The following is a 21,833-nucleotide window of genomic DNA, read 5'->3' on the forward strand; positions in this document are numbered from 1 at the left end:
TGGGGCCATGACTGACGCTGACGCCGCATCCGGAATCGACCTGACCGAGCTCGACCCCGATGTGCGCGCGCAGGACGACCTCTTCCGCCACGTCAACGGCACCTGGATCGCGAACACCGCGATCCCTGAGGACAAGGCACGCTGGGGCTCGTTCTACCTGCTCGCCGAGGAGGCGGAGAAGGCGGTGCGAGACATCATCCTCGAGGCCCAGTCGGCCGAGCCGGGAACGGAACAGCGCAAGGTCGGCGACCTGTACACGAGCTTCATGGACGAGGAGCGCGTCGAGGAGCTGGAATCGACGCCGCTCGAGGCGGACCTCGCATCCGTCGACGGAATCACCAGCGTGGCCGCGCTGCTGGACACCCTCGGGCGCCTCGAGCGCCGCGGGGTGAGCGGCGCCTTCCAGCTCTACGTCGACAACGACCCGGGCAACCCCGAGCGCTACATGATGTTCATCGAGCAGGGCGGGCTGGGCCTGCCCGACGAGTCCTACTATCGCGACGAGAAGTTTGCGCCCGTTCGCGAGGCGTACGCGGCGTTCATCGAGCGGATGTTCCGGCTCGCCGGCTTCGTCGACGCCGCGGCCCGCGCCAAGCGCGTGTTCGCCCTCGAGACCGACATCGCCAGCCACCACTGGGACAATGTCGCCTCCCGCGACAGCGAGAAGACCTACAACCTGCGCACCTGGGGGCAGCTGTCTGCGCTCGCCGCGGGCGCGGACCTCGACCGCTGGCTCGGCGGGCTCGGCGCACCGGCGCAGGCGTTCGAGGAGGTCGTGGTGCGGCAGCCGAGCTTCATCTCGGGCCTCGCGGCGAGCCTCACACCCTCGCGCCTCGACAACTGGCGGGACTGGCTGCGCTGGCAGGTCATCCGCTCGTCGGCCGCCTACCTCTCGAGTGACTTCGTCGAGGCCAACTTCGACTTCTACGGCCGCACCCTCAGCGGGACCCCGCAGATGCGCGACCGCTGGAAGCGCGGCGTCGCCCTAGTCGAGGGCGGGCTCGGCGAGGCCGTTGGCAAGATCTACGTGGAGCGGCACTTCAAGCCCGCCGCCAAGGAGAGCATGGACGTGCTCGTCGGCTTCCTCGTCGATGCGTACCGCGAGAGCATCACCGATCTGTCGTGGATGACGGAGGAGACGCGGGGCAGAGCGCTCGAGAAGCTCGCGAAGTTCACGCCGAAGATCGGCTACCCGGTGAAATGGCGGGACTACTCCACGCTCGCCATCGATCCGGCCGATCTCGTAGGCAACGTGCGGGCCATCGCCGAGTACGAGTTCCAGCGCGAGATCGGCAAGATCGGCAAGCCCCTCGACCGCGACGAGTGGTTCATGCTGCCGCAGACCATCAACGCGTACTACAACCCGGGCTTCAACGAGATCGTGTTCCCGGCCGCCATTTTGCAGTACCCCTTCTTCGACGACGCACGCGACCCGGCCGCGAACTACGGCGCCATCGGCGCGGTCATCGGGCACGAGATCGGCCACGGCTTCGACGACCAGGGCTCCAAGTACGACGGCGACGGCCGGCTCCGCGACTGGTGGACCGAGGCGGACCGGGCGGCGTTCGAGGAGCGCACGGCGTCGCTCATCGAGCAGTACAACGCCCTCGCCCCGCAGCAGGTGCCCGACCATCACGTCAACGGCGCACTGACCATCGGCGAGAACATCGGCGACCTCGGCGGGCTGTCCATCGCGTGGAAGGCGTACCTGCTCTCGCTCGGCGGGCAGGAGCCGCCGGTGATCGACGGGCTCACCGGTGCCCAGCGCTTCTTCCTGTCGTGGGCGCAGGCCTGGCGCATGAAGATGCGCGACGAGGAGGCGATCCGGCTGCTCGCCATCGACCCGCACTCGCCCAATGAATTCCGTTGCAACCAGATCGTGCGCAACATCGATGAGTTCTACGCGGCGTTCGACGTGACCGGGCAGGATGCGCTCTGGCTGGATCCCGGCAAGCGCGTCACCATTTGGTAGCAACGGATGCCACTCCAGGACTCGTCGCGGTCGAAGCATTCGTCGCCGGCTGCGGGTAAGCATAAGGGCTCGGGGACGACCGGCGACTTCAGCCGAAGCTTCGAGACCCTGGGCGAGCTGGCCCTGGACGGCGTGCAGGTCTCGGCCCGGGCCACCGATCTCGCCACCAATCGTGCGCTGCTGTCGGTCGATGATCACGTGGTGATGCCCGCGGCCGGGATCGGCACCGTGCTGCTGCTGATCGAGGTGGCGGCGCGGCTCGACGACGACGACCTCGGCGGGTACACGATCCTCGACCGGGAGCCCGCCGACGCGGCGGCCGGGTCGGGGATCTGGCAGCACCTGCAGGCACCCTCGCTGCCGGTGGCCGACCTTGCCGCCCTCATCGGCGCGACCGGCGACAACCTGGCGACCAACGTGCTCATCCGCTCCATCGGCCTGGCGGCGGTCCGTCGGCGGGCAGAATCGATCGGCCTCACCCGCACGGCCCTCCTCGACGTGGTGCGCGACGAGCGGGGACCTGACGACGCGCCGCACCTCTCGGTCGCCAGCGCCAAGGAGCTCACCGGGCTGTTCACGGCCCTCGCCCGCGGTGAGGTCGTCGACCAGGTGACGAGCGAACGCGTGCTGGCCTGGCTCTCGCTGAACACCGACCTGTCGATGGTGGCCGGCGCGTTCGGGCTCGACCCGTTCGACCACCGTGACGCCGACCACGGACTGCTGCTGGTGAACAAGACCGGCACGGGTGTGGGGGTGCGGAGCGACGCGGGGGTGCTGCGGGGGCCGCGGGCGGGCGTCGCCTACGCCGTCTCCCTCGGTTTCGCCGACAACCGGCTGTCCACCCGGCTCGCGGTCATCGACAGCATGCGCGCGTTCGGCCTCGACCTGCTGGAGTACGTGTACTGACCGGGCGCCCCCTATTGCAGTGCCCCAGCCCGCTTCGCTGCCCTTATCTGCTTGTGCCCTGTCGCGGAAGCACGAGGAATCGGCCCGTCGTGCACGAGAACAGGAAGAACCGGCCGTCTCCCGGCGGCCCTTCCTGTTTCTGCAACGACGCCTCGCCTCAGAGGTTGGCATCGTAGGTGCGGCGGAGCCAGCCCGTCACCTCGTCGTCCACCTCATCGGGTGACGCCAGCGGGATGCGGGCGGTGAACGAGGCGCTGCCGAGGCTGCGGGCGGGAAGCACGCGGCTGGCATCCGCTGGCGCCTCGATGCGGAGGCCGAGGTCGACGCGCTTTCTGGTGGTGGGCTGCACGAGGGCGAAGCTGCGGCGCGGGCCGACGAGCGCGATGTAGGTCTTGCGCACCTGCACGGTCACCTCGCCGAGGGTGGGCAGGGCGGCAAGTACGGCGTCGAGGATGGGGCGGAGCTCGGGCCGGTCGGCGTACTGCCCGGCGATCAGCTCGTCGGAGCTGGCCAGCATGAACTCCGGGTAGCCGAACGTCTCGTGCACGAGCAGCAGTTGCGAGTATCCGGTGACCCCCTGCTCGCCGAGCCAGGTGCGGAGGGCGGCCTCCGTTGATGGGGCGGTTTCGCGGATGCGCTCCAGCCAGTGCACGACGCCGTGCCCGGTCGAGCGCTCCAGCAGGCCCGCCTGCCAGTGCCGCATCTCCTCCCACGACTTGACGGTGACAGCGGAAGGCGAGGTCGCGTCGGACAACGGGATTCCTGTTCTCGCCGGCATCCGTTGCCCGCGTCACCCCAGTATGCCGGGCGGATGCGAGCCGTCGCGAAAGCAGGAGGAATCGGCACGCTGTGCGCGAAGGCAGGATGAAGTGGGCGTTTTCGACCGTCCGGTCCTGTTTCCGTGACGCGTCCTCGGCTCAGCGGATGCGCGCACGTGCGCAGGGGCCGCGTGCGCAAGCGCCTAAAATGGCCTTTTCGCCCACTTCTCGACCATTGGAGCCACCGTGGCCGCACCCAGCCGTCTCGACGCCGTCATCGCCCTCGCCCGCCACCGCGGGTTCGTTTTCCAGGCCGGTGAGATCTACGGCGGGTCACGGTCGGCCTGGGACTACGGGCCCCTCGGCACCGAGCTCAAGGAGAACATCAAGCGGCAGTGGTGGCGCTACATGGTCACCGGCCGCGACGACGTCGTGGGCCTCGACTCCTCCGTCATCCTGCCGCGCCAGGTCTGGGAGGCGTCGGGTCACGTCGAGGTGTTCAGCGATCCGCTGGTGGAATGCACGAACTGCCACAAGCGCTTCCGGGCCGACCACCTGGAGGAGGAGTACGAGGAGAAGAAGGGCCGCGCTCCCGAGAACGGCCTCGACGACATCGCCTGCCCCAACTGCGGCATGCGCCACACCTGGACCGAGCCGCGCGCGTTCTCGGGCCTCCTGAAGACGTTCCTCGGACCGGTCGACGACGAGGCGGGCATGCACTACCTCCGCCCGGAGACGGCGCAGGGCATCTTCGTGAACTTCGCCAACGTGCTGCAGGCGGCGCGCATGAAGCCGCCGTTCGGCATCGGCCAGATCGGCAAGAGCTTCCGCAACGAGATCACGCCGGGAAACTTCATCTTCCGCACGCGCGAGTTCGAGCAGATGGAGATGGAGTTCTTCGTCGAGCCCGGCACCGACGAGACTTGGCACGAGTACTGGCTCGAGCAGCGGATGAGCTGGTACACCGGCCTGGGCATCAACCCGGAGAACCTGCGGTTCTACGAGCACCCGGCCGAGAAGCTCTCGCACTACTCGAAGCGCACGGTCGACATCGAGTACCGGTTCGGCTTCAGCGGAAGCGAATTCGGCGAGCTGGAAGGCGTGGCGAACCGGACCGACTTCGACCTGCGCACGCACGCCGAGGCATCCGGTAAGGAGCTCTCGTTCTTCGACCAGAACAAGAACGAGCGCTGGGTGCCCTACGTCATCGAGCCGGCGGCCGGCCTCACCCGATCGCTGATGGCGTTCCTCGTCGACGCGTACCACGAGGAGGAGGTGCCGAACGCGAAGGGCGGCGTCGACAAGCGCACCGTGCTGAAGCTCGACCCGCGCCTGGCGCCGGTGAAGGTCGCCATCCTGCCGCTGTCGCGGAACGAGGCGCTCTCGCCCATGGCGCGTTCGCTGGCTTCCGACCTGCGCCAGTCGTGGAACGTGGACTTCGATGACGCCGGAGCCATCGGCCGTCGCTACCGCCGCCAGGACGAGATCGGCACCCCGTTCTGCGTCACGGTGGACTTCGATTCGCTCGAGGACCAGGCCGTCACGGTGCGCGACCGCGACACCATGCAGCAGGAGCGCATTCCGCTCGACAAGCTCTACGGCTACCTCGCGGAGCGCCTCCGCGGCGCCTGATGCACGGGCGCGCCTGATGAGCGACGCGGCGGCCGGCACGGCATCCGTGCGTTTCGCCGCGCTCCGCAACCCCGAGACCCGGCGCTACATCGGCTTCGCCATGCTGGGCATGATGGGCGACAACATCGAGCACGTCATCACCTACTGGGTGATGTGGCAGCTGTTCCACTCGCCGCTCCTCGCGGGCTTCGCCGTGGTCAGCCACTGGCTGCCGCACCTGTTCCTCTCGGTGTGGTTCGGGGCGCTCGCCGACCGGCACGACTGCCGGCGCATCATTCAGGCGGCGCAGCTGTGTTTCATGGCGGTGTCAGTCGGCTGGGGCGTGCTCTTCCTGACCGGCGTGCTGCAGCCGTGGCACTGCTGCGTGCTCCTGGTCATGCACGGGCTGGCCAGCGCGACCTGGCATCCGGCCGAGCAGATGATGCTCTACGACATCAGCTCGCCTGCGAACCTGCCGAGCGCGGTGCGGCTGAACGCCACCGGCAGGAGCATGGGGATGCTCCTCGGCCCGCTCGTCGGGGCGGTGCTCTTGGTGGTGGTCGGGCCGAATGTCGGCATCTTCGTGAACGTGCTGATGTTCGTGCCGATGTTCGCCTTCATGTTCCTGACGCCGTTCACCGGGCACCTGCGGGACGGCGCCGTGCCGCGCGTGCGGGTGGCGCTGGGCGACGCGCTCGCGGTGCTGCGCGAGGTGCGCTCCGATACCCGGATCATCAGCATGATCGTGCTCGTCGGCGCGACGTCGCTGCTGATCGGTGTGGCGCTGGCGCCACTGATGCCGGAGTTCGCGGCCCGCCTCGGCGCGGAGAACGCCGGCTTCGCCTACAGCGCCCTCATGGGCGCGAACGCGGTGGGCGCCGTGATCGGCGGGGTGCTGATCGAGTCGTCCGGCTGGTTCCGGCCCACCATCCGCGTCGCCATCGCGGGCACCCTCGTCTTCGGGCTCGCGACCCTGGCGTTCGTGCTCTCGGGGAATTATGCGTTCTCACTGCTGGTGCTGGTTCTCGCGGGCATCGCGAACCTCGTCTCCACCTCCACGGCCCAGACCATCGTGCAGCTGGCCGCGCCGGCGGGCATCCGTGGGCGCGTCATCGGCCTCTACGGCATGTCGGCGATGGGCCTCCGCGCCGGGAGCGGCCTGACCATCGGGATCCTCGGCACGCTGTTCGGCGTGCAGCCCGCGGTGGCGGTGAGCGCCCTCCTGCTCTGCGCGGTCGCCGTCGCGATGTTGCTGTTCGTGCGGGTGCGCGCAGCCGGCGCCGGCGCTGTTTCCGGCTGACCCCGTCGCTAACTCCGGGTATCCGCCCGCCGCACCTGCGGCATCCGCCTGTTGTCGGGCGACAAACGGTGATCGGGTGCGGATCACCGGAGTTAGCGACGGTCAGGCGAGGTCGATGAGGGTGACGCCGGCGGACGGCACCGGGTCCGACATCGCCGCGAGGGCGGCGGGGGCCTCGTCGAGGGTGATGCGGCGGGCGATGAGGTCCTGCGGCCGCAGGCGCCCGGACTCGACGAGGGCGAGCAGTTCCGGGTAGTCGGCCGCGGGCATCCCGTGGCTGCCGAGCACGGCGAGCTCCTTCGCGATCACCGCGCCGAGCGGTACGCGCGGGTCCTCCGGCAGCAGGCCGACCTGCACGTGACGCCCGCGCGTCGCGAGCGAGCGGATGGCGACGGCCACCGTGTTCTCGCGGCCCAGGGCTTCGAGGCTGACCTGCGCGCCGCCATCCGTGAGCTCGTGCAGGCGTGCGACGACCGCGTCGTCGCCGAGTCCTGATGAGTCGACCGTGTGCGCGGCCCCGGCCCGGGCCGCGGCATCGAGGGCAGAGGCGCTGATGTCGACGGCGATCACCGTGGCGCCGAGGGCGTGCCCGATCATGACGGCGCTGAGTCCCACCCCGCCGCAGCCCACCACCACGAGGGCCTCGCCGGCCGTCAGCCCGGCCCGATGTACGAGGCCGCGGTAGGAGGTGGCGAACCGGCAGCCGAGGAGCGCGGCGGCGCCGGCGTCGAGGGTCTCCGGCACCGGGATGAGGTTCACGTCGGCGTCGTGCAGGGCGACCCGCTCGGCGTAGGAGCCCCAGTGCGTGAATCCGGGCTGGGTCTGGTTGCGGCACACCTGCGCATTGCCGCTGGTGCACTCGGGACAGCGGCCGCAGGCGCACACGAACGGCACGGTGACGCGCTGGCCGACCTGGAAGCGGCGCACGTCGGAGCCGACCTCGTCGATCACGCCGACCAGTTCGTGCCCGGGCACGTGCGGCAGGCGGATGTCGTCGTCATGGCCCAGCCAGCCGTGCCAGTCGCTGCGGCAGAGGCCCGTCGCCTCGACCCGCACCACCACGCCGCCGGCGCTGGGCACGGGGCCCGGCACCTCCCGCACCTCGGGAAGCCGGCCGAACTCGTCCACAACCACTGCGCGCATCTCCCCATGCTCGCAGACTCGCCGCGCCGAGTGCCGTTTGCAGGAGCGGAGTCGTGTCGCCCGCAGTGGTGAAGCCCCTGCTCTTCACTTCCGAGCTGTGGGGCGGCGACACGCGGCGCTGTTCCTGCATTCGGTGAGGGTTGACGGAGGGCGCGGGGTGGCGGAGGGCACCGGGCGCGAATGCGAGGGCGGGGTGCGGCGGAGCTAGGAGACCGCTTCGCCCGGCTCCGACACGACCGGGGCCTCGAGCGCGACCTGCAGGCCGAAGAGGGCGTCCAGGGCGTCGACGTAGCTCTGCTGCTCGCCCGCGCGGGCCAGCTCCCGGGCGCGCACCATCGGCGTGTGCAGGAGCACTCCGGCGAGGTGGCGGAGGGCCGCCTCGGTCTGCGCCGAGTCGCCGCGGGTGCGGGCACGCTCGATCTCGGCGTCGAGCACCGTGAAGACGTGGGCACGCAGGGCCACGACCGCCGGCGCCAGGCTCTGCTCGCTGGACACCTCCGAGAACTTGCGTGCGGCCCGGCCCACGAGCTCCCGCGCCTCGCTCGTGGCGTCCAGCTCCTCCAGCGGGGCGTGCAGCTTGATGGTCTCGAGGTCGAGCAGTTCGACGCCGTCGACCTCGATGACATCCGGGTCGACATTGCGCGGGAGGCCGAGGTCGATGATCAGCTGCCGCTCCCGGGCGAGGGACGCATCGGGCCCCGGCAGCTGCACGGTGGCGACGACGGAGTGCAGGTCGGCGAGCTCGTTGCGGCCGGCGACCAGCACGGACGCGTCGATCACATGGCGGTCGAGCACCGTGCAGGTGACGATGAGGTCTGCCTCGGCGGCCTCGGCGGCCAGCGTGCCCTCGGGAACGAACGCGATGCCGTGCGAGGTGGCGAACTTGCGGCCGCGTCCCGAGGGGGAATAGACCCGCACGTCCTCCACCCCGCGGTCGCGGAGCGCCGCGAGGGAGGCGCCGGCGTACCGGCCGGTGCCCACGAGCAGCACCCGCGTGGCCGCCCAATCGGTGACCCGGGATTCGGCGAGGTCGAGGGCGAGCCGCACGAGCGAGCGGCCGGCCGACCCGATGCCGGTGCGGTTCTTCACCCCGCGCGAGGTCTGCGAGGCCCGCTGGAACAACCGCTCCAGTTCGGGGCTGGTGGTCCCGGCCGCGCGCGCGGCCTCCAGCGACCGCCGCACCTGGCCGGCGATCTCCCCCTCACCGACGACAACGGATTCGAGTCCACTGGTCACCGAGAACAGGTGCTGGGCCACGGCGGGCCCGTGCACGAGCTCGAGGCTCGACCGGAGCACGTCGGCCGCGACGCCCGTGTGGGTGCTGACCGCGCCGACGGCGGCCTCCACGACGGCATCCGTTGCTGTGCCGAACGGCTGGCCGAGATCGAGGTAAGCCTCGAAGCGGTTGCAGGTGGCGACCACGACCGCACCATCGAGGGCCTGGTGCCGCTGCATGAGGTCCTGTGCCGTGGCATCCGCGCCGACAGACAATCTCTCGAGTACGTCGAAACTCGAGTTCTTGTGGCTTGCGGAGAGACAAATCAGCACTGATTCATTGTACGACCAGATTCTACGGGCCGTAGTAGCGGCCGGAATCGCCGCCTTCCGGGATATTTGACACAATCAGCAGGTGAACCTCGACGCGCAGCATCCCCTGTCTTCCGGCCTGACGTCCGCCTCGCGGCTGGTCCGTGCCTACCAGGGGACCCGCCCCGACGTCACCCCGGTCTGGTTCATGCGCCAGGCGGGCCGTTCGCTGCCCGAGTACCGCGAGCTGCGCGTGGGCACCCGCATGCTCGACGCCTGCCTCGACCCCGAGATGGCCAGCGAGATCACCCTGCAACCGGTGCGCCGCCACAGGGTGGACGCCGGCATCTTCTTCAGCGACATCGTGGTTCCGCTGCGACTCGTGGGCGTCGACGTGGAGATCGTGCCCGGTCGCGGGCCCGTGCTCGGCACGGCGACGCGCACCGCAGCGGATGTCGACGCCCTGGTCGCGCTTGACCCGTCGATTCTCGACGACGCCCTGCTTCCCATTCGGCAGGCGGTCACGCGCACCACCGACGAGCTCGGCGAGACCCCCCTGATCGGATTCGCCGGGGCGCCGTTCACCCTCGCCGCCTACCTCGTGGAGGGCGGGCCGTCGAAGGACCACATCCACGCCCGCACGCTCATGCACGGCGACCCCGAGGCCTGGGCGCGGCTCATGGCCTGGACCGCGGAGGTCACCGGGCGGTTCCTGCGCGCCCAGGTGCTCGCGGGCGCGAGCGCCGCCCAGCTGTTCGACTCCTGGGCCGGCGCGCTCTCCCTCGACGACTACGCGCGCTACGTGGCGCCGGCCTCCGCGCAGGCGATCTCCCACGTGCGCGACCTCACCTATGCCGAGCCGGCGGAGACCGGGGAGCCGCTCGACGCGCCCGTCGCGCCCGGAGTCGACGAGCCCGAACCGGAGCCCGCGCTCCGCAACGTGCCGGTCGTGCACTTCGGCGTCGGCACCGGGGAGCTGCTCAAGGAGATGTACGACATCGGCGCCGACGTCGTGGGCGTGGACTACCGCGTGCCCCTCGACGAGGCCAACCGGCGCCTCGGCGGCGTCGTGCCGTTACAGGGCAACGTCGACCCGGCGCTCCTGGCCGCCCCGTGGCCGGTGCTCGAGGCGCACGTGCGCGACGTGCTCGAGCGCGGCCGCACCGCCCCCGCCCACGTGCTGAACCTCGGCCACGGCGTGCCGCCCGAGACGGACCCCGACGTGCTGACCCGCCTGGTGGAGCTCGTGCACCAGGCCGGCACGACGGCATCCGCCGGCTGACCATGGGCGCACCGCTCGGCCCGCTCAAGAAAGAGGTCGCCGTCATCGGCGGCGGCATCGCGGGGCTCGTCGCCGCCCGCGACTGCGCCCGGCTGGGGCTCGGCGTCACCGTCTACGAGGCGACGGATGCCGTCGGCGGCGCCGTCGCCAGCCACGAGGTCGCCGGGCTCACCCTCGACAGCGGCGCCGAGAGTTTCGCGGTGCGCCGGGGCACGGTCGCCGACTTCGTCGACGACCTGGGGCTCACCGACCTGGTGGTCGCCCCGAACCCGGCCGGCGCCTGGCTGCACCTGCCGGCCGACGGCGGAGGCAGCGAGAGCCATCCGCTGCCGAAGGCCGGCATCCTCGGGATCCCGGGCTCGCCGCTCGCCGACGACGTGCGCCGGGTGCTCGGCTGGCGAGGGGCCTGGCGGGCATGGGCCGACCGCGTGATTCCCGTGCTGAAGATCGGGCGCGAGCACAGCCTCGGGGAGCTCGTCGAGAAGCGGATGGGCCGGCGCACGCTGGAACGCCTGGTCGAGCCGATCGCCTCGGGCGTCTACTCGGCGCCCGCGAACGCGCTGGAACTCGACGTGGTCGCCCCCGGGCTGAACAACGCGCTCACCACGGCCGGCTCGCTCTCCGGCGCGGTGCTGGCACTGCGGGCGCAGGCGCCGGCCGGTTCCGCCGTGGGCGGACTCCGCGGGGGGATGTCGCAGCTCGTCGCCGCCCTCACCCGCGACCTCGACACCTTCGGCGCGCGCATCCGCACCGAGACCCGGGTCGGCGGCCTCCGCGCCACCGGCACGGCGGACGAGCCGAACTGGGAGCTGGCGGTTGAGGCGCCGGTCGGCCCGGACGCACGCGAAGGCGCCGAGCCGGAGGTGGCGCACGCCGACTTCGTCATCATCGCCACGCCGGCCGCCGCCGCCCTCGACCTGCTCGCGCCACTCGGCGACGACGCGCGAGCACTCCGCGACCTCGGCTGGCCCGGGCCGACGGTCGTGCACCTGGCCACGCTCGTGCTCGACGCCCCCGCGCTCGACGCGGCCCCGCGCGGAACCGGAGTGCTCGTGGCCGCGGGGACGCCCGGGGTCAGCGCGAAGGCGCTCACGCACGTGAGCGCGAAGTGGGCCTGGGTGGCCGAGGCCGCCGGGCCGGGCCGCCACGTCCTCCGCCTCTCCTACGGGCGCGCGGGGGAGCCGAATCCGGCCGCCGGGCTCACCGACGCCGAATTCGAGCAGCTCGCCCTCCGCGACGCCGCCACCATCCTCGGCGTGCCGCTGCCACCCGCGTCCGTGCGGGGCTTCGCGCGCACGATCTGGGGTGACGCGCTTTCCCCGGCGACCGTCGGCGCCCGCGAACGGGTGCGGCAGGTGCGGGATGCGGTGGCGGATGTCCCCGGGCTTGCCGTGACGGGTGCCTGGCTGTCGGGAACGGGCCTCGCAGCGGTCATCCCGGATGCGCGAGACGCGGCCGCGCGCATCCGCCGCGCCGCCGTCAACCTCTGAACGGGGCCCGTCGGGCTGGCCCCGAACCGCGTTGGGCAGGTTCACGGCCGAAGCGTATACCTTTGTCTACGGGCCACAACGGTTTTCATCGACCCACCAGTTTCAGCACACAGACTTCCGATCGAAGGGGGAGCGCATGACCGGAGATCCATACGGCACGGCTGTCAGCTCGAGGCAGACAACCGAACAGGCCGCGGGATCGTGGCACCTCAACCTTCCGCCGGTGTCGGTCGCTGCCGACATCGCGCGCTCCTGGCTGCTCGTTCCCGCCAGCCGGCCGGAGACGTTCGACTCGGCTGCGCGCTCGCGGGCGGACGCCATCATCCTCGACATCGAAGACGCCGTTGACCCGAAGAACAAGCCGGAGGCCCGCACCCACGTCGTCGACTGGCTGAAGCAGGGCGGCAAGGCGTGGGTGCGCATCAACGACGTCACCTCGCCGTTCTGGGCGGACGACCTTGAGGCGCTCTCCGGCATCGACAACCTGCTGGGCGTCATGCTCGCCAAGACCGAGAGCGCCGACCAGGTGAGCGAGACGTCGGCACGCCTCGGCGGGAGCGTTCCCGTGGTCGCACTCGTGGAGTCCGCCCTCGGCATCGAGGAGGCCACCAGCATCGCCCGGGCGAAGGGCGTCTTCCGCCTCGCGTTCGGCAGCGGCGACTTCCGCCGGGACACCGGGATGAGCGCCGACCACGAGGCCATGGCCTACCCGCGGGCGCGCCTCGTCGTCGCCAGCCGCGTCGGCGGCCTCCCCGGCCCGATCGACGGGCCGACCGTCGGCAGCAGCCTTCCGGTGCTTCGCGAGCACTCCGCCGTCACGGTGTCGATGGGCATGACCGGCAAGATCTGCCTCGCCCCGGAACAGACCCACGTCGTCAACGAGGTCATCAGCCCCACGCCGAGCGACGTGGCCTGGGCCCTCGACTTCCTCGCCGACTTCGAGGCCCGCGGCCGCGTGATCCGCGACGGCAGTGACCTGCCGCGCCTCGGCCGCGCCCAGAAGATCGAGAGCCTCGCGCGTTCTTTCGGGGTCCAGCCCTCGATGTAGCCGTGCAACGGATGCCAGCGGGCCCGGTGTGCGAGGACGAGCAACAGGGTTACGCTGGGGGCAACCTACGGAATGGAGCCACAATGCGGGGAAAACTTCAGTTCATCGTCGGTGGGCTGATCGGCTACGTGCTCGGCGCCAGGGCCGGCCGCCAGCGGTATGAACAGATCGCCGCCACCGCGAAGGACTTCTGGGAGGCTCCCCCCGTGCAGCGCCGTGTGCACCAGGTGCGCGACGCGGCTCTCGACGTCATCGGCGACACGCCCGTTGTGCTGTTCCGCGGCGTGCGCAAGGCCGTGCGGTCGCTCGTCGGTTCAAACCGTCCGGCGAGCCCGTCGACGGACCCCCATTCGACCACGACTTCCCGCACCCATCCCGGGAGGTGACGCGTGACCGACACCGCTTCCAACCCGAAGACGAGGCGCTCGCTCTCCGCGCTGCTCGGTGAGCTGCCGAGCCAGATCGGTGATCTGGTACGCGCGGAGCTCGCGGCGTTCAAGGCCGAGCTGACCGAGAAGCTCAAGGGACTCGGCATCGGCGCCGCGATGTTCGCCGCCGCGGCCCTCTTCCTGTTCTTCGCCGGCTGCGTCTTCATCGCGACGGCCATCATCGCGCTGGCCCTGGTGCTGCCGCTCTGGCTCTCCGCGTTGATCATCGCGGTCGTGCTCCTGATCATCGCCGTCGTACTCGCCCTGGTCGGGCTGAAGAAGGTGAAGGCGGCGACGGCGACCGATTCGAACGGCGTTCGCGCCAGCATCCGCGAAGACATCGACGCGCTCAAGGGGGTCGGCGAATATGAGCACTGAGCTGAGCGTTCGCCAGGCGGCCGAGCGACACGACCGTTCGCTGTCCGACCTGCGGAAAGACGCCCACGCGGCCCGTCTCGAACTGGCCACGACGCTCGACGCGATCGAGCACAAGCTCGACGTGAAGCGGCAACTGCGCCTGCTCGGGCTGGAGAACCCGCTGGCCCTGCTCGGCGTCGCCGCGGCGGCCGGGCTCGGTGCCGGGGGAGTCGTCTGGCTCGGCCTCCGGGCCATCCTGCGCCGGTAGCAGCGGCGCCGGTCCGGGGCCGCTTTTGTCTCTTGCCGCATTGCGAGGGAGACTAGTACCCATGACTCAGCCGGCTGCCGGAGAGGCAGTGCCCCCCGTTTCTTCCACCTCCCCCCACCACGCGTCGGACTACCCGGCCGCCGGGGAAGCGACCCCGCAGGGCTTCACCCTGTTCAGCGTGCTCCGCAAGGACCCGGCCAACCCCGACGACCTCGACGGCCACGATGTCCCCCACGCGGTCAACGAGCTCGATGACGTCATCGCGCTCGTCGAGGCCGAGGGCGTCACCGTGCGCGGCCTGTACGACGTCTCCGGCTTCAAGGCCGACGCCGACGTGATGATCTGGACGCACGCACCCGAGGCGGAGACCCTGCAGTGGGCGAACCGCGAGCTTCGCCGCAGCCGGCTGCTGAAGAGCCTGCTGCCAACGTGGAACGCCATGGGGGTGCACCGCGACGCGGAGTTCAACAAGCGCCACGTTCCGGGGTTCCTCCGCGGTGTCGAACCCAAGAGCTGGCTCACGGTCTATCCGTTCGTGCGCAGCTACGAGTGGTACCTCCTCCCCGACGAGGAGCGCAGCACCATGCTCGCCAACCACGGCCGCAAGGGAGCCGCGTTCCGCGGCGCCATCGCCAACACGGTGGCCGCCTTCGCGCTCGGCGACTACGAGTGGCTGCTGCCCATCGAATCCGACGAGCTCACCGAACTGGTCGACCTCATGCGTGAACTGCGGGCAACGGATGCGAGGCGCCACGTGCGCCTCGAGGTGCCGTTCTACACGGGTCGGCGCGTCACCACCGCCGAACTCGTGGAGGTGCTGCAGTAGTGACGCAGTACGACGCCATCCTGCTCGCGGGATTCGGTGGACCCGAGGGCCAGGACGACGTGATCCCGTTCCTGCGCAATGTGACCCGGGGCCGCGGCATCCCGGAGGAACGCCTCGAAGAGGTGGCGCACCACTACCGTCACTACGGCGGCATCAGCCCGATCAACTCCCAGAACCGCGCCTTGAAGGCCGCCTTGGAGGCCGAGCTCGCTGCCCGCGGCATCGACCTGCCGGTGCTCTGGGGCAACCGCAACTGGGCGCCGTACCTGCCCGATGTGATCACCGAGGCGCACGCGAACGGCCAGGACCGGCTGATCGCCGTCGCCACGAGCGCCTACAGCTCCTACTCGAGCTGCCGTCAGTACCGCGAGGACTTCGCGGCGGCGCTCATCGACACCGGCCTGGAACGGGCCGTGCAGATCGACAAGGTGCGCCAGTTCTTCGACCACCCCGGCTTCGTGCTGCCCTTCATCGAGGGCGTGAAGCAGGGCCTGGCGAAGGTCGTCGACGCGCTCCCCGGCATCGACCTCGCCACCGAGGTGGAGGTGCTCTTCAGCACGCACTCCATCCCCTCGACGGATGCCGCGCTCAGCGGCCCGGCCGAGCGCGGCTTCGGCGAGGGCGGCGCCTACGCCGCCCAGCACGAGGCCGTCGCCGAGGTGGTCGCGGCCGCGGCCTCCGACCAGGCGCTCAGCTGGCAGCTGGTGTACCAGTCGCGGAGCGGGCCGCCCAGCATGCCGTGGCTGGAGCCGGACATCAACGACGCCATCGCCGAGCTGCCGGCCCGTGGCATCCGCGCTGTCGTCATCGTGCCGCTCGGCTTCGTGAGCGACCACATGGAAGTGCTCTGGGACCTCGACAACGAGGCCATGGAGACCGCGCAGGAGCACGGGCTTTTCGCGGTGCGCACTCCGACCCCCGGCACCGACCCCGAGTACGTGAAGGGCCTGGTCGACCTCGTGATGGAACGCGTCAATGACGTGCCCGACGCCGAGCGGCCGGCCATGACGGATCTCGGACCTTGGTACGACGTGTGCCGCCCCGGCTGCTGCGAGAACGTGCGCGCCGGCTTCAAGCCGGCCGTCGCCGGGATGGCGCCATGAGCGCCGCGGGCGCGTCGACGGGTGGGGCCGGCGTGATCCGGGTCGGCACCCGGGGCAGTGCGCTCGCCATGGCGCAGACCACGGCCATCGCCAACCGGATGGGAGCCGCAGCCGGCGCGGAGATCGAGATCATCCCGATCACGACGCACGGCGACACCTCCCGCGAGTCGCTCTCGAGTCTCGGCGGCACGGGCGTCTTCGCCAGTGCCCTGCGCGAGGCGCTGCTGAACGACGAATGCGACGTCGTCGTGCACTCGTTCAAGGACCTTCCCACGAAGGCCCACCCCGGCCTGGTCATCGGCGCGACACCCCGGCGAGCGGATGCCCGCGACGTACTCTGCGCGCGCGCCGGCTTCACGCTCGACACCCTCCCCGAGGGAGCGCGGGTCGGCACCGGTTCGCCGCGCCGCGTCGCGCAGTTGCGCGCCCGCCGCCCCGACCTCACCGTCGTCGACATCCGCGGCAACGTCGACACGCGCCTTGGCCGGGTCGCGGAGGGCGACCTCGATGCCGTCGTGCTCGCGGCCGCCGGCCTCGGACGACTGGGGCGGCTCGACGAGGTGGCCAGCGACTATCTGGAGCTCTCGGGGTGGCCAACGGCGCCGGGTCAGGGCGCCCTCGCCATCGAGGTGCGGGAGGGCAAGCCCGACCGCGCCCTCGCCACCGCGCTGGCGGCGATCAACCACGTCACCACGCAGGTCACCACCACCGCCGAGCGCCTCCTCCTCGCCCGGCTGGAGGCCGGCTGTGCCGCGCCGATCGGAGCCACCGCCGTCGTCGACGAGCTGGTCTTCCTCACCGCCACGGTCTACAGCACCGACGGGACCCGGCAGATCACCAGTTCGCACGCGGCCACGCCCGACTCGCATTCCGCGGCCGACCTCACCGTGGCGGCCATCGACATCGCCGAGCGTGCCGCCGCCGAACTCCTCGGCGCCGGCGCGGCCGAGCTCGCACCGCTGGGGAGCAGCCTGTGACGACGACCGGTTCCATCCCCACGCAGGGCAAGCCGCTCTCCGGCTGGCGGGTGCTCGTGCCGCGCGGCGGACCGTGGGGTGACCAGGTGGCGGCGAAGCTGCGCGCCAAGGGGGCGCATCCGGTCGTGGCGCCGATGATCAACTTCGCGCCAACGGAAGACGCCGATGCGCTTGAAGCGGCGCTGGCGCGACTGAGCGCCGGTGCGTTCGACTGGATGACGGTGACGAGCGCCACGACCGTCGACGTGCTGTCGTCGCACCGCACGGTGGTGCCGGCGGGAACCCGCGTCGCCGCCGTCGGCGAGACCACCGCCGCCGCGCTCGTGGCGGCCGGCTACCGGGTGGACATCGTTCCCTCCGAGGACAATTCCGCTCGCGGCATGTTGGCCGAATGGGAAGCCGTGACCGGCGGCGCGAACCCGCTGCGCGTGCTCACGCTGCGCTCCGAGATCGCCAAGCCGCTCCTGACCGAGGGACTGCGCCGACTGGGCCACGACGTCGAATCCGTGGTCGCCTACCGCACCATCGGCGTTCCGGTGACCGACAAGGTCAAAACGGATGTCGCGGCGGGCGCCGTGCGGGCGGTCCTCGTGACGTCGGGGAGCGTCGCCCAGCAGGTGCAGGAGCAGCTCGGGCCGATCCCCGAGTCCACGCTGGTTGCCTGCATCGGCCCGCGCACGGCCAAGGACGCCCGGGCGATCGGCCTGCGGGTCGACGTGGTCGCCGACGAGCGGAGCGCCGAGAGCCTGATCGACGCGCTGGTGCGCATCGCCGAGGCCGACTGACGCCGGTGCGCGGTTTCTGCCGCCTACCGCCCTCCGGGGCGGCGATTCCCCCGCACTCGCGATGGTGCCCGGGGAGGACATGCTCGCGAGTGCGCGGTTTCTGCCGCCTTCCGGGGCCGGGGGCGGCGTTTGGCCCGCACTTGCGGCTGGGAGAAGCACTCAGCCTGCGCCCGTAGGCTTAACGGGTGAAACCACCGCTCATCCGCCCGCGCCGACTGCGCGCGACCCCCGCCTTCCGCCGCCTCGCCAGCGAGACCCGCCTGCATCCGGCGGAGCTCATCCTCCCGATGTTCGTGCGTGAGGGCACCGACCAGCCGGTGCCCATCGCGTCGATGCCCGGTGTCGTGCAGCACACCCTCGACAGCGCCCGGCGCGCGGTGGCGGATGCCGCGGAGGCCGGGATCGGCGGCGTGATGCTGTTCGGCGTTCCCGCGCAGCGTGACGCGATCGGCTCCGGCGCGACCGACGAGAACGGCATCCTCAACGTGGCCACCCGCGCGCTCGTGGAGGAAGTGGGCGACGCGCTGGTCGTGCAGACCGACCTGTGCCTCGACGAGTTCACCGACCACGGCCACTGCGGCGTCCTCGCCGCCGACGGTCACGTCGACAACGACGCGACCCTGGAGCGCTACCGGGACATGGCGCTCGCGCAGGCGGCCGCCGGCTCCCAGTTGCTGGGGCTCAGCGGCATGATGGACGGCCAGACCGCCGCCGTGCGCGAGGTGCTCGACGACAACGGCTTCCAGGACACCGCGGTGCTCGCCTACTCCGCGAAGTACGCCTCCGCCTACTACGGGCCGTTCCGTGAGGCGGTGGATTCCGCCCTGACCGGCGACCGCCGCGCCTACCAGCTGAATCCCGGCAACCGCCGCGAAGGCCTCCGCGAGGCGCTCCTCGACATCGACGAGGGCGCCGACATCGTCATGGTCAAGCCCGCCGGCAGCTACCTCGACGTGCTCTCCGATGTCGCCGCCGCCAGCGATATTCCGGTGTGGGCATATCAGGTCTCCGGCGAGTATGCGATGATCGAGGCCGCAGCCGCCAACGGCTGGATCGACCGTCGGCGCACCATCGAGGAGTCCGTCCTCGGCATCCGTCGCGCCGGAGCCGACGCCGTGCTCACCTACTGGGCCGTCGAACTCGCCGACTGGCTGGGCGGGGCACAGCGCTGATGACCACCCACAACGATGAACTCTTCGCCCGCGCGCAGGACTCCATCCCGGGCGGCGTGAACTCGCCGGTGCGGGCCTTCCGCTCCGTGGGCGGCACGCCGCTGTTCCTGGTCTCGGCCGCGGGCGCGTACGTGACGGACTCTGACGGTCGCGACTACGTCGACCTCGTCAGCTCCTGGGGTCCCGCGATCCTCGGCCACGCGCATCCGGAGGTCGTCAGGGCGGTGCAGGAAGCCGCCGCGCTCGGCCTGTCGTTCGGCGCCTCCACGCCGAGCGAGACCGTGCTCGCCGAGCTTGTGAAGGACCGCGTGGGCGCGGTCGAGAAGCTGCGCCTCGTCTCCACCGGCACCGAGGCCACGATGACGGCCATCCGGCTGGCGCGCGGCTTCACCGGCCGCGACCTGCTCGTGAAGTTCGCGGGCCACTACCACGGGCACTCCGACGGCCTGCTTGCCGAGGCGGGATCCGGGCTCGCGACGCTCGCGATGCCCGGTTCCGCGGGTGTGACCGCCGCGACCGCCGCGCAGACGCTCGTGCTTCCGTACAACGATCTCGACGCCGTGCGCGCGGCCTTCGCCGCCCACCCCGGCCGCATCGCCGCCGTGATCACCGAGGCGGCCGCCGCGAACATGGGCGTCGTGGCCCCCGATCCGGGTTTCAACGCCGCCCTCGCCGACCTGGTGCACGAGGAAGGCGCGCTGCTCATCCTCGACGAGGTGCTCACCGGATTCCGCGTGGGCCCCGCCGGCTTCTGGGGACTCGAGCAGGCGGCCGGCGACGCGTACCGGCCCGACCTCATCACCTTCGGCAAGGTCATCGGCGGCGGACTTCCCGTCGCCGCGCTCGGCGGCCGCGCCGAGGTGATGGACTACCTCGCGCCGGCCGGGCCGGTCTACCAGGCGGGCACACTCTCCGGGAACCCGGTGGCGGTGGCCGCGGGCATTGCCACGCTGCGGGCAGCGGATGCCGCGGTGTACGAGCGCCTGGACCAGACCGCGAGCGTCGTCTCCGACTCGGTCTCGGCGGCGCTGTCCGCCGAGGGTGTCGAGCACAGCGTGCAGCGGGCCGGAAACCTGTTCAGCTTCGTCTTCGGCCCGGCCGCGGCCCGGCAGGCGCCTCGGAATTACGTCGAGGTGCAGGGCCAGGAGTCGTTCCGATACCCGCCGTTCTTCCACAGCATGCTCGCCGACGGGGTGTCGCTGCCGCCGTCGGTCTTCGAGGCCTGGTTCGTCTCGGCCGCGCACGACGAGGACGCCATCGGCCGCGTGCTGGACGCCCTGCCGCGCGCGGCGAAGGCCGCCGCATCCGCCACCCCGGCCTGAGCGGCGGCGCGCGTGGCCGGCACGTCGGGCGGGAATGAGCGGCCGGATTGGACCGGCCCGACCAGCGGAGAGTTATGGCTTTGTGAGAACCGGACAAGCCGAATCCGCGTGCGAGGCGGCAGACTAGACGCATGACCTCCGTGCGCGTGCATTCCGATCGGCTTGAGATTCAGCTGACCCGTGCGGAGAAGCTGTTGTCGATGCACAAGGACGACCTCGTCATCCCGCGGGAGAGCATCCGCTCGGTCACGATCACCGACGACCCGTGGATCTGGCTGCGCGGCATCCGCACACGGGGCGTCGAGGTGCCGCTGGTGGTCGCCATCGGCGCCTGGAAGTTCCACGGCGGCAAGGACTTCCTCGCGGTCAAGGGCAAGCAGCAGGCCGTGGTGATCGACCTGGTCGACGAGGAGTTCGCCCGCGTGATCCTCACCAGCCAGCACGCCGCCGAGCTGATCGCCTCGCTCAAGCTGCAGGACGAAGCCGAGTCGACCCCCTGGTCGCCCAGCTGAGCTGCCCTGCCGGCTACCGTCGCACGTCGACGACCGTGCGGCCGTGCAGGTTCCCGGCCAATATGCCTTCCGCGGCATGGAACGAATCCTCCAGGCCGATCTCGCAGGTCAGCTCGTCGAGCAGGCCGAGGTCGAGATCGGTGGCGATCCGCGCCCAGGCCTGCTCCCGGAGCGGCCGTGGGGCCTCCACCGAGTTCACGCCGAGGAGGCTGACCCCGCGCAGGATGAACGGCATGACGGTCGCGGGAAGGTCGGAGCCCTGCGCCAGGCCGCACGCGGTCACGAATCCGCCATACCGGGTTTGGGCGAGCACGTTCGCGAGCGTCACGCTGCCCACCGAGTCGACGGCGGCCGCCCACTGCTGGGCCTGCAGCGGCTTGCCCGGTTCGCCCAGCGTCGCCCGGTCGACGACCGCTACGGCTCCCAGCTTCCGGAGGTAGTCGCCGAGCTCGTCGACCCGGCCGGTGGAGGCGTGCACGCGGAAGCCGCGGGCCGACAGCACCGCGACGGCGATGGAGCCGACGCCGCCGGTAGCGCCGGTGACGAGCACGTCGCCGGCGTCGGGGGAGACCCCGGCCCGTTCCAGGGCGAGCACAGACAGCATGGCGGTGAACCCGGCCGTCCCCACGGCTGCGGCCTGCCGCGCGCTGATTCCCTCGGGGAGCCGCACCAGTGCGTCACCCGCCACCCGGGCCCGCTCGGCGAGGCCGCCGTGGTGGCTCTCGCCGAGGCCTGCGCCGTTCAGGATGACGGTGTCGCCGGGCACCCAGCGCGCGTCGCTGCTCTCCTCGACGGTGCCGACCAGGTCGATGCCGGCGATGAGCGGCCAGACCCGGGCGACGCCCGGCCGGCCGGTGATCGCAAGCCCGTCCTTGTAGTTGATGCTCGAATACTCGACGGAAACGGTGACCTCGCCCGCCATGAGAAAGGCGTCGTCCACCGTGCACAGGCTGGCGGACGGATGGCCGGCGCCGTCGGCATCCGTTGTCTTGTCGACCACGATCGCCCTGAAACCCGTCTCTGCGCCCATGCCACCCAGCCTACTT

21 protein-coding genes are annotated in these 21,833 nt (G+C 71.2%); 17 read left to right on the plus strand and 4 right to left on the minus strand.

The window, feature by feature from the left end:
* Window positions 1-7 precede the first annotated feature (7 nt).
* Window positions 8-1,972 carry a M13 family metallopeptidase gene (locus EEJ31_RS01930; protein WP_123044602.1) on the plus strand — a complete coding sequence of 655 codons (1,965 nt, stop codon included), beginning with the start codon at window positions 8-10 and terminating at the stop codon, window positions 1,970-1,972.
* A gap of 6 nt (window positions 1,973-1,978) precedes the next feature.
* A complete protein-coding gene (locus tag EEJ31_RS01935) occupies window positions 1,979-2,878 on the plus strand; it encodes a serine hydrolase (RefSeq protein WP_123044603.1) in 900 nt (299 codons plus the stop codon).
* A gap of 157 nt (window positions 2,879-3,035) precedes the next feature.
* Here the strand turns inward: EEJ31_RS01935 and EEJ31_RS01940 are convergent, their stop codons facing one another.
* Window positions 3,036-3,632, minus strand: a complete 597-nt coding sequence (locus EEJ31_RS01940; RefSeq protein WP_199727240.1) for a DUF5655 domain-containing protein — start codon at window positions 3,630-3,632, stop codon at window positions 3,036-3,038.
* A gap of 250 nt (window positions 3,633-3,882) precedes the next feature.
* On the opposite strand from EEJ31_RS01940, the gene EEJ31_RS01945 reads away from it, so the two are divergent.
* Both EEJ31_RS01945 and EEJ31_RS01950 read left to right on the plus strand, forming a co-directional pair.
* Window positions 3,883-5,268: a glycine--tRNA ligase gene (locus EEJ31_RS01945; protein WP_123044604.1), complete on the plus strand. Its 1,386-nt coding sequence runs from the start codon at window positions 3,883-3,885 to the stop codon at window positions 5,266-5,268.
* Between the two features lie 16 nt (window positions 5,269-5,284).
* Window positions 5,285-6,547: an MFS transporter gene (locus EEJ31_RS01950; protein WP_123044605.1), complete on the plus strand. Its 1,263-nt coding sequence runs from the start codon at window positions 5,285-5,287 to the stop codon at window positions 6,545-6,547.
* Between the two features lie 102 nt (window positions 6,548-6,649).
* On the opposite strand, the gene EEJ31_RS01955 is transcribed toward EEJ31_RS01950, so the two are convergent.
* A complete protein-coding gene (locus EEJ31_RS01955; protein ID WP_123044606.1) occupies window positions 6,650-7,690 on the minus strand; it encodes a zinc-binding dehydrogenase in 1,041 nt (346 codons plus the stop codon).
* Window positions 7,691-7,894: 204 nt separating this feature from the next.
* Window positions 7,895-9,238 carry a glutamyl-tRNA reductase gene (locus EEJ31_RS01960; protein ID WP_123044607.1) on the minus strand — a complete coding sequence of 448 codons (1,344 nt, stop codon included), beginning with the start codon at window positions 9,236-9,238 and terminating at the stop codon, window positions 7,895-7,897.
* Between the two features lie 82 nt (window positions 9,239-9,320).
* Between EEJ31_RS01960 and EEJ31_RS01965 the strand changes: the two genes are divergently transcribed.
* From EEJ31_RS01965 to EEJ31_RS02025, 13 genes are all read left to right on the plus strand, one after another.
* Window positions 9,321-10,499, plus strand: a complete 1,179-nt coding sequence (locus EEJ31_RS01965; protein WP_123044608.1) for a uroporphyrinogen decarboxylase — start codon at window positions 9,321-9,323, stop codon at window positions 10,497-10,499.
* Between the two features lie 2 nt (window positions 10,500-10,501).
* Window positions 10,502-11,989, plus strand: a complete 1,488-nt coding sequence (gene hemG, locus EEJ31_RS01970) for a protoporphyrinogen oxidase (RefSeq protein WP_123044609.1) — start codon at window positions 10,502-10,504, stop codon at window positions 11,987-11,989.
* A 136-nt stretch (window positions 11,990-12,125) separates the two neighbouring features.
* Entirely contained in the window at window positions 12,126-13,037 is a 912-nt protein-coding gene (locus EEJ31_RS01975; RefSeq protein WP_123044610.1) for an HpcH/HpaI aldolase/citrate lyase family protein, read from the plus strand.
* An 83-nt stretch (window positions 13,038-13,120) separates the two neighbouring features.
* The gene (locus EEJ31_RS01980; RefSeq protein ID WP_123044611.1) at window positions 13,121-13,423 is read left to right on the plus strand and encodes a hypothetical protein; all 303 of its coding nucleotides are present in this window, start codon (window positions 13,121-13,123) and stop codon (window positions 13,421-13,423) included.
* A gap of 3 nt (window positions 13,424-13,426) precedes the next feature.
* Window positions 13,427-13,843 carry a phage holin family protein gene (locus EEJ31_RS01985; protein ID WP_123044612.1) on the plus strand — a complete coding sequence of 139 codons (417 nt, stop codon included), beginning with the start codon at window positions 13,427-13,429 and terminating at the stop codon, window positions 13,841-13,843.
* Window positions 13,833-14,090 carry a DUF3618 domain-containing protein gene (locus EEJ31_RS01990; protein ID WP_123044613.1) on the plus strand — a complete coding sequence of 86 codons (258 nt, stop codon included), beginning with the start codon at window positions 13,833-13,835 and terminating at the stop codon, window positions 14,088-14,090. Before EEJ31_RS01985 ends, EEJ31_RS01990 begins: the two co-directional genes overlap by 11 nt.
* A 61-nt stretch (window positions 14,091-14,151) precedes the next feature.
* Window positions 14,152-14,916 carry a hydrogen peroxide-dependent heme synthase gene (gene hemQ / locus EEJ31_RS01995; RefSeq protein WP_123044614.1) on the plus strand — a complete coding sequence of 255 codons (765 nt, stop codon included), beginning with the start codon at window positions 14,152-14,154 and terminating at the stop codon, window positions 14,914-14,916.
* On the plus strand, window positions 14,916-16,019 hold the full coding sequence (locus tag EEJ31_RS02000) for a ferrochelatase (protein WP_123044615.1): 1,104 nt from the start codon (window positions 14,916-14,918) through the stop codon (window positions 16,017-16,019). Before hemQ ends, EEJ31_RS02000 begins: the two co-directional genes overlap by 1 nt.
* Window positions 16,016-16,996 carry a hydroxymethylbilane synthase gene (gene hemC / locus EEJ31_RS02005; protein ID WP_123044616.1) on the plus strand — a complete coding sequence of 327 codons (981 nt, stop codon included), beginning with the start codon at window positions 16,016-16,018 and terminating at the stop codon, window positions 16,994-16,996. The genes EEJ31_RS02000 and hemC overlap by 4 nt, the downstream gene beginning before the upstream one ends.
* Entirely contained in the window at window positions 16,993-17,781 is a 789-nt protein-coding gene (locus tag EEJ31_RS02010) for a uroporphyrinogen-III synthase (RefSeq protein ID WP_233563680.1), read from the plus strand. The genes hemC and EEJ31_RS02010 overlap by 4 nt, the downstream gene beginning before the upstream one ends.
* A gap of 185 nt (window positions 17,782-17,966) precedes the next feature.
* Window positions 17,967-18,953 (plus strand): porphobilinogen synthase, encoded by a 987-nt coding sequence (hemB, locus tag EEJ31_RS02015; RefSeq protein ID WP_123044617.1) that lies wholly within the window; start codon window positions 17,967-17,969, stop codon window positions 18,951-18,953.
* On the plus strand, window positions 18,953-20,275 hold the full coding sequence (gene hemL / locus EEJ31_RS02020; protein ID WP_123044618.1) for a glutamate-1-semialdehyde 2,1-aminomutase: 1,323 nt from the start codon (window positions 18,953-18,955) through the stop codon (window positions 20,273-20,275). The genes hemB and hemL overlap by 1 nt, the downstream gene beginning before the upstream one ends.
* A 131-nt stretch (window positions 20,276-20,406) precedes the next feature.
* A complete protein-coding gene (locus tag EEJ31_RS02025; protein WP_123044619.1) occupies window positions 20,407-20,787 on the plus strand; it encodes a hypothetical protein in 381 nt (126 codons plus the stop codon).
* Between the two features lie 13 nt (window positions 20,788-20,800).
* Here EEJ31_RS02025 and acuI read toward each other — a convergent pair whose 3' ends face one another.
* Window positions 20,801-21,817, minus strand: a complete 1,017-nt coding sequence (acuI, locus tag EEJ31_RS02030; RefSeq protein WP_123044620.1) for an acrylyl-CoA reductase (NADPH) — start codon at window positions 21,815-21,817, stop codon at window positions 20,801-20,803.
* Window positions 21,818-21,833 lie beyond the last annotated feature (16 nt).

It is taken from the genome of Cryobacterium tepidiphilum, from assembly GCF_003716325.1.
In the GTDB taxonomy this organism is placed as follows: Bacteria; Actinomycetota; Actinomycetes; order Actinomycetales; family Microbacteriaceae; genus Cryobacterium; species Cryobacterium tepidiphilum.

Coding starts and splice junctions, on each gene's coding strand:
- EEJ31_RS01930 (WP_123044602.1), top strand. CDS start 8: ATGACTGACGCTGACGCCGCATCCGGAATCGACCTGACCGAGCTCGAC.
- EEJ31_RS01935 (WP_123044603.1), top strand. CDS start 1,979: ATGCCACTCCAGGACTCGTCGCGGTCGAAGCATTCGTCGCCGGCTGCG.
- EEJ31_RS01950 (WP_123044605.1), top strand. CDS start 5,285: ATGAGCGACGCGGCGGCCGGCACGGCATCCGTGCGTTTCGCCGCGCTC.
- EEJ31_RS01955 (WP_123044606.1), bottom strand. CDS start 7,690: ATGCGCGCAGTGGTTGTGGACGAGTTCGGCCGGCTTCCCGAGGTGCGG.
- hemG (WP_123044609.1), top strand. CDS start 10,502: ATGGGCGCACCGCTCGGCCCGCTCAAGAAAGAGGTCGCCGTCATCGGC.
- EEJ31_RS01975 (WP_123044610.1), top strand. CDS start 12,126: ATGACCGGAGATCCATACGGCACGGCTGTCAGCTCGAGGCAGACAACC.
- EEJ31_RS01980 (WP_123044611.1), top strand. CDS start 13,121: ATGCGGGGAAAACTTCAGTTCATCGTCGGTGGGCTGATCGGCTACGTG.
- EEJ31_RS01990 (WP_123044613.1), top strand. CDS start 13,833: ATGAGCACTGAGCTGAGCGTTCGCCAGGCGGCCGAGCGACACGACCGT.
- hemQ (WP_123044614.1), top strand. CDS start 14,152: ATGACTCAGCCGGCTGCCGGAGAGGCAGTGCCCCCCGTTTCTTCCACC.
- hemC (WP_123044616.1), top strand. CDS start 16,016: ATGAGCGCCGCGGGCGCGTCGACGGGTGGGGCCGGCGTGATCCGGGTC.
- hemL (WP_123044618.1), top strand. CDS start 18,953: ATGACCACCCACAACGATGAACTCTTCGCCCGCGCGCAGGACTCCATC.
- EEJ31_RS02025 (WP_123044619.1), top strand. CDS start 20,407: ATGACCTCCGTGCGCGTGCATTCCGATCGGCTTGAGATTCAGCTGACC.
- acuI (WP_123044620.1), bottom strand. CDS start 21,817: ATGGGCGCAGAGACGGGTTTCAGGGCGATCGTGGTCGACAAGACAACG.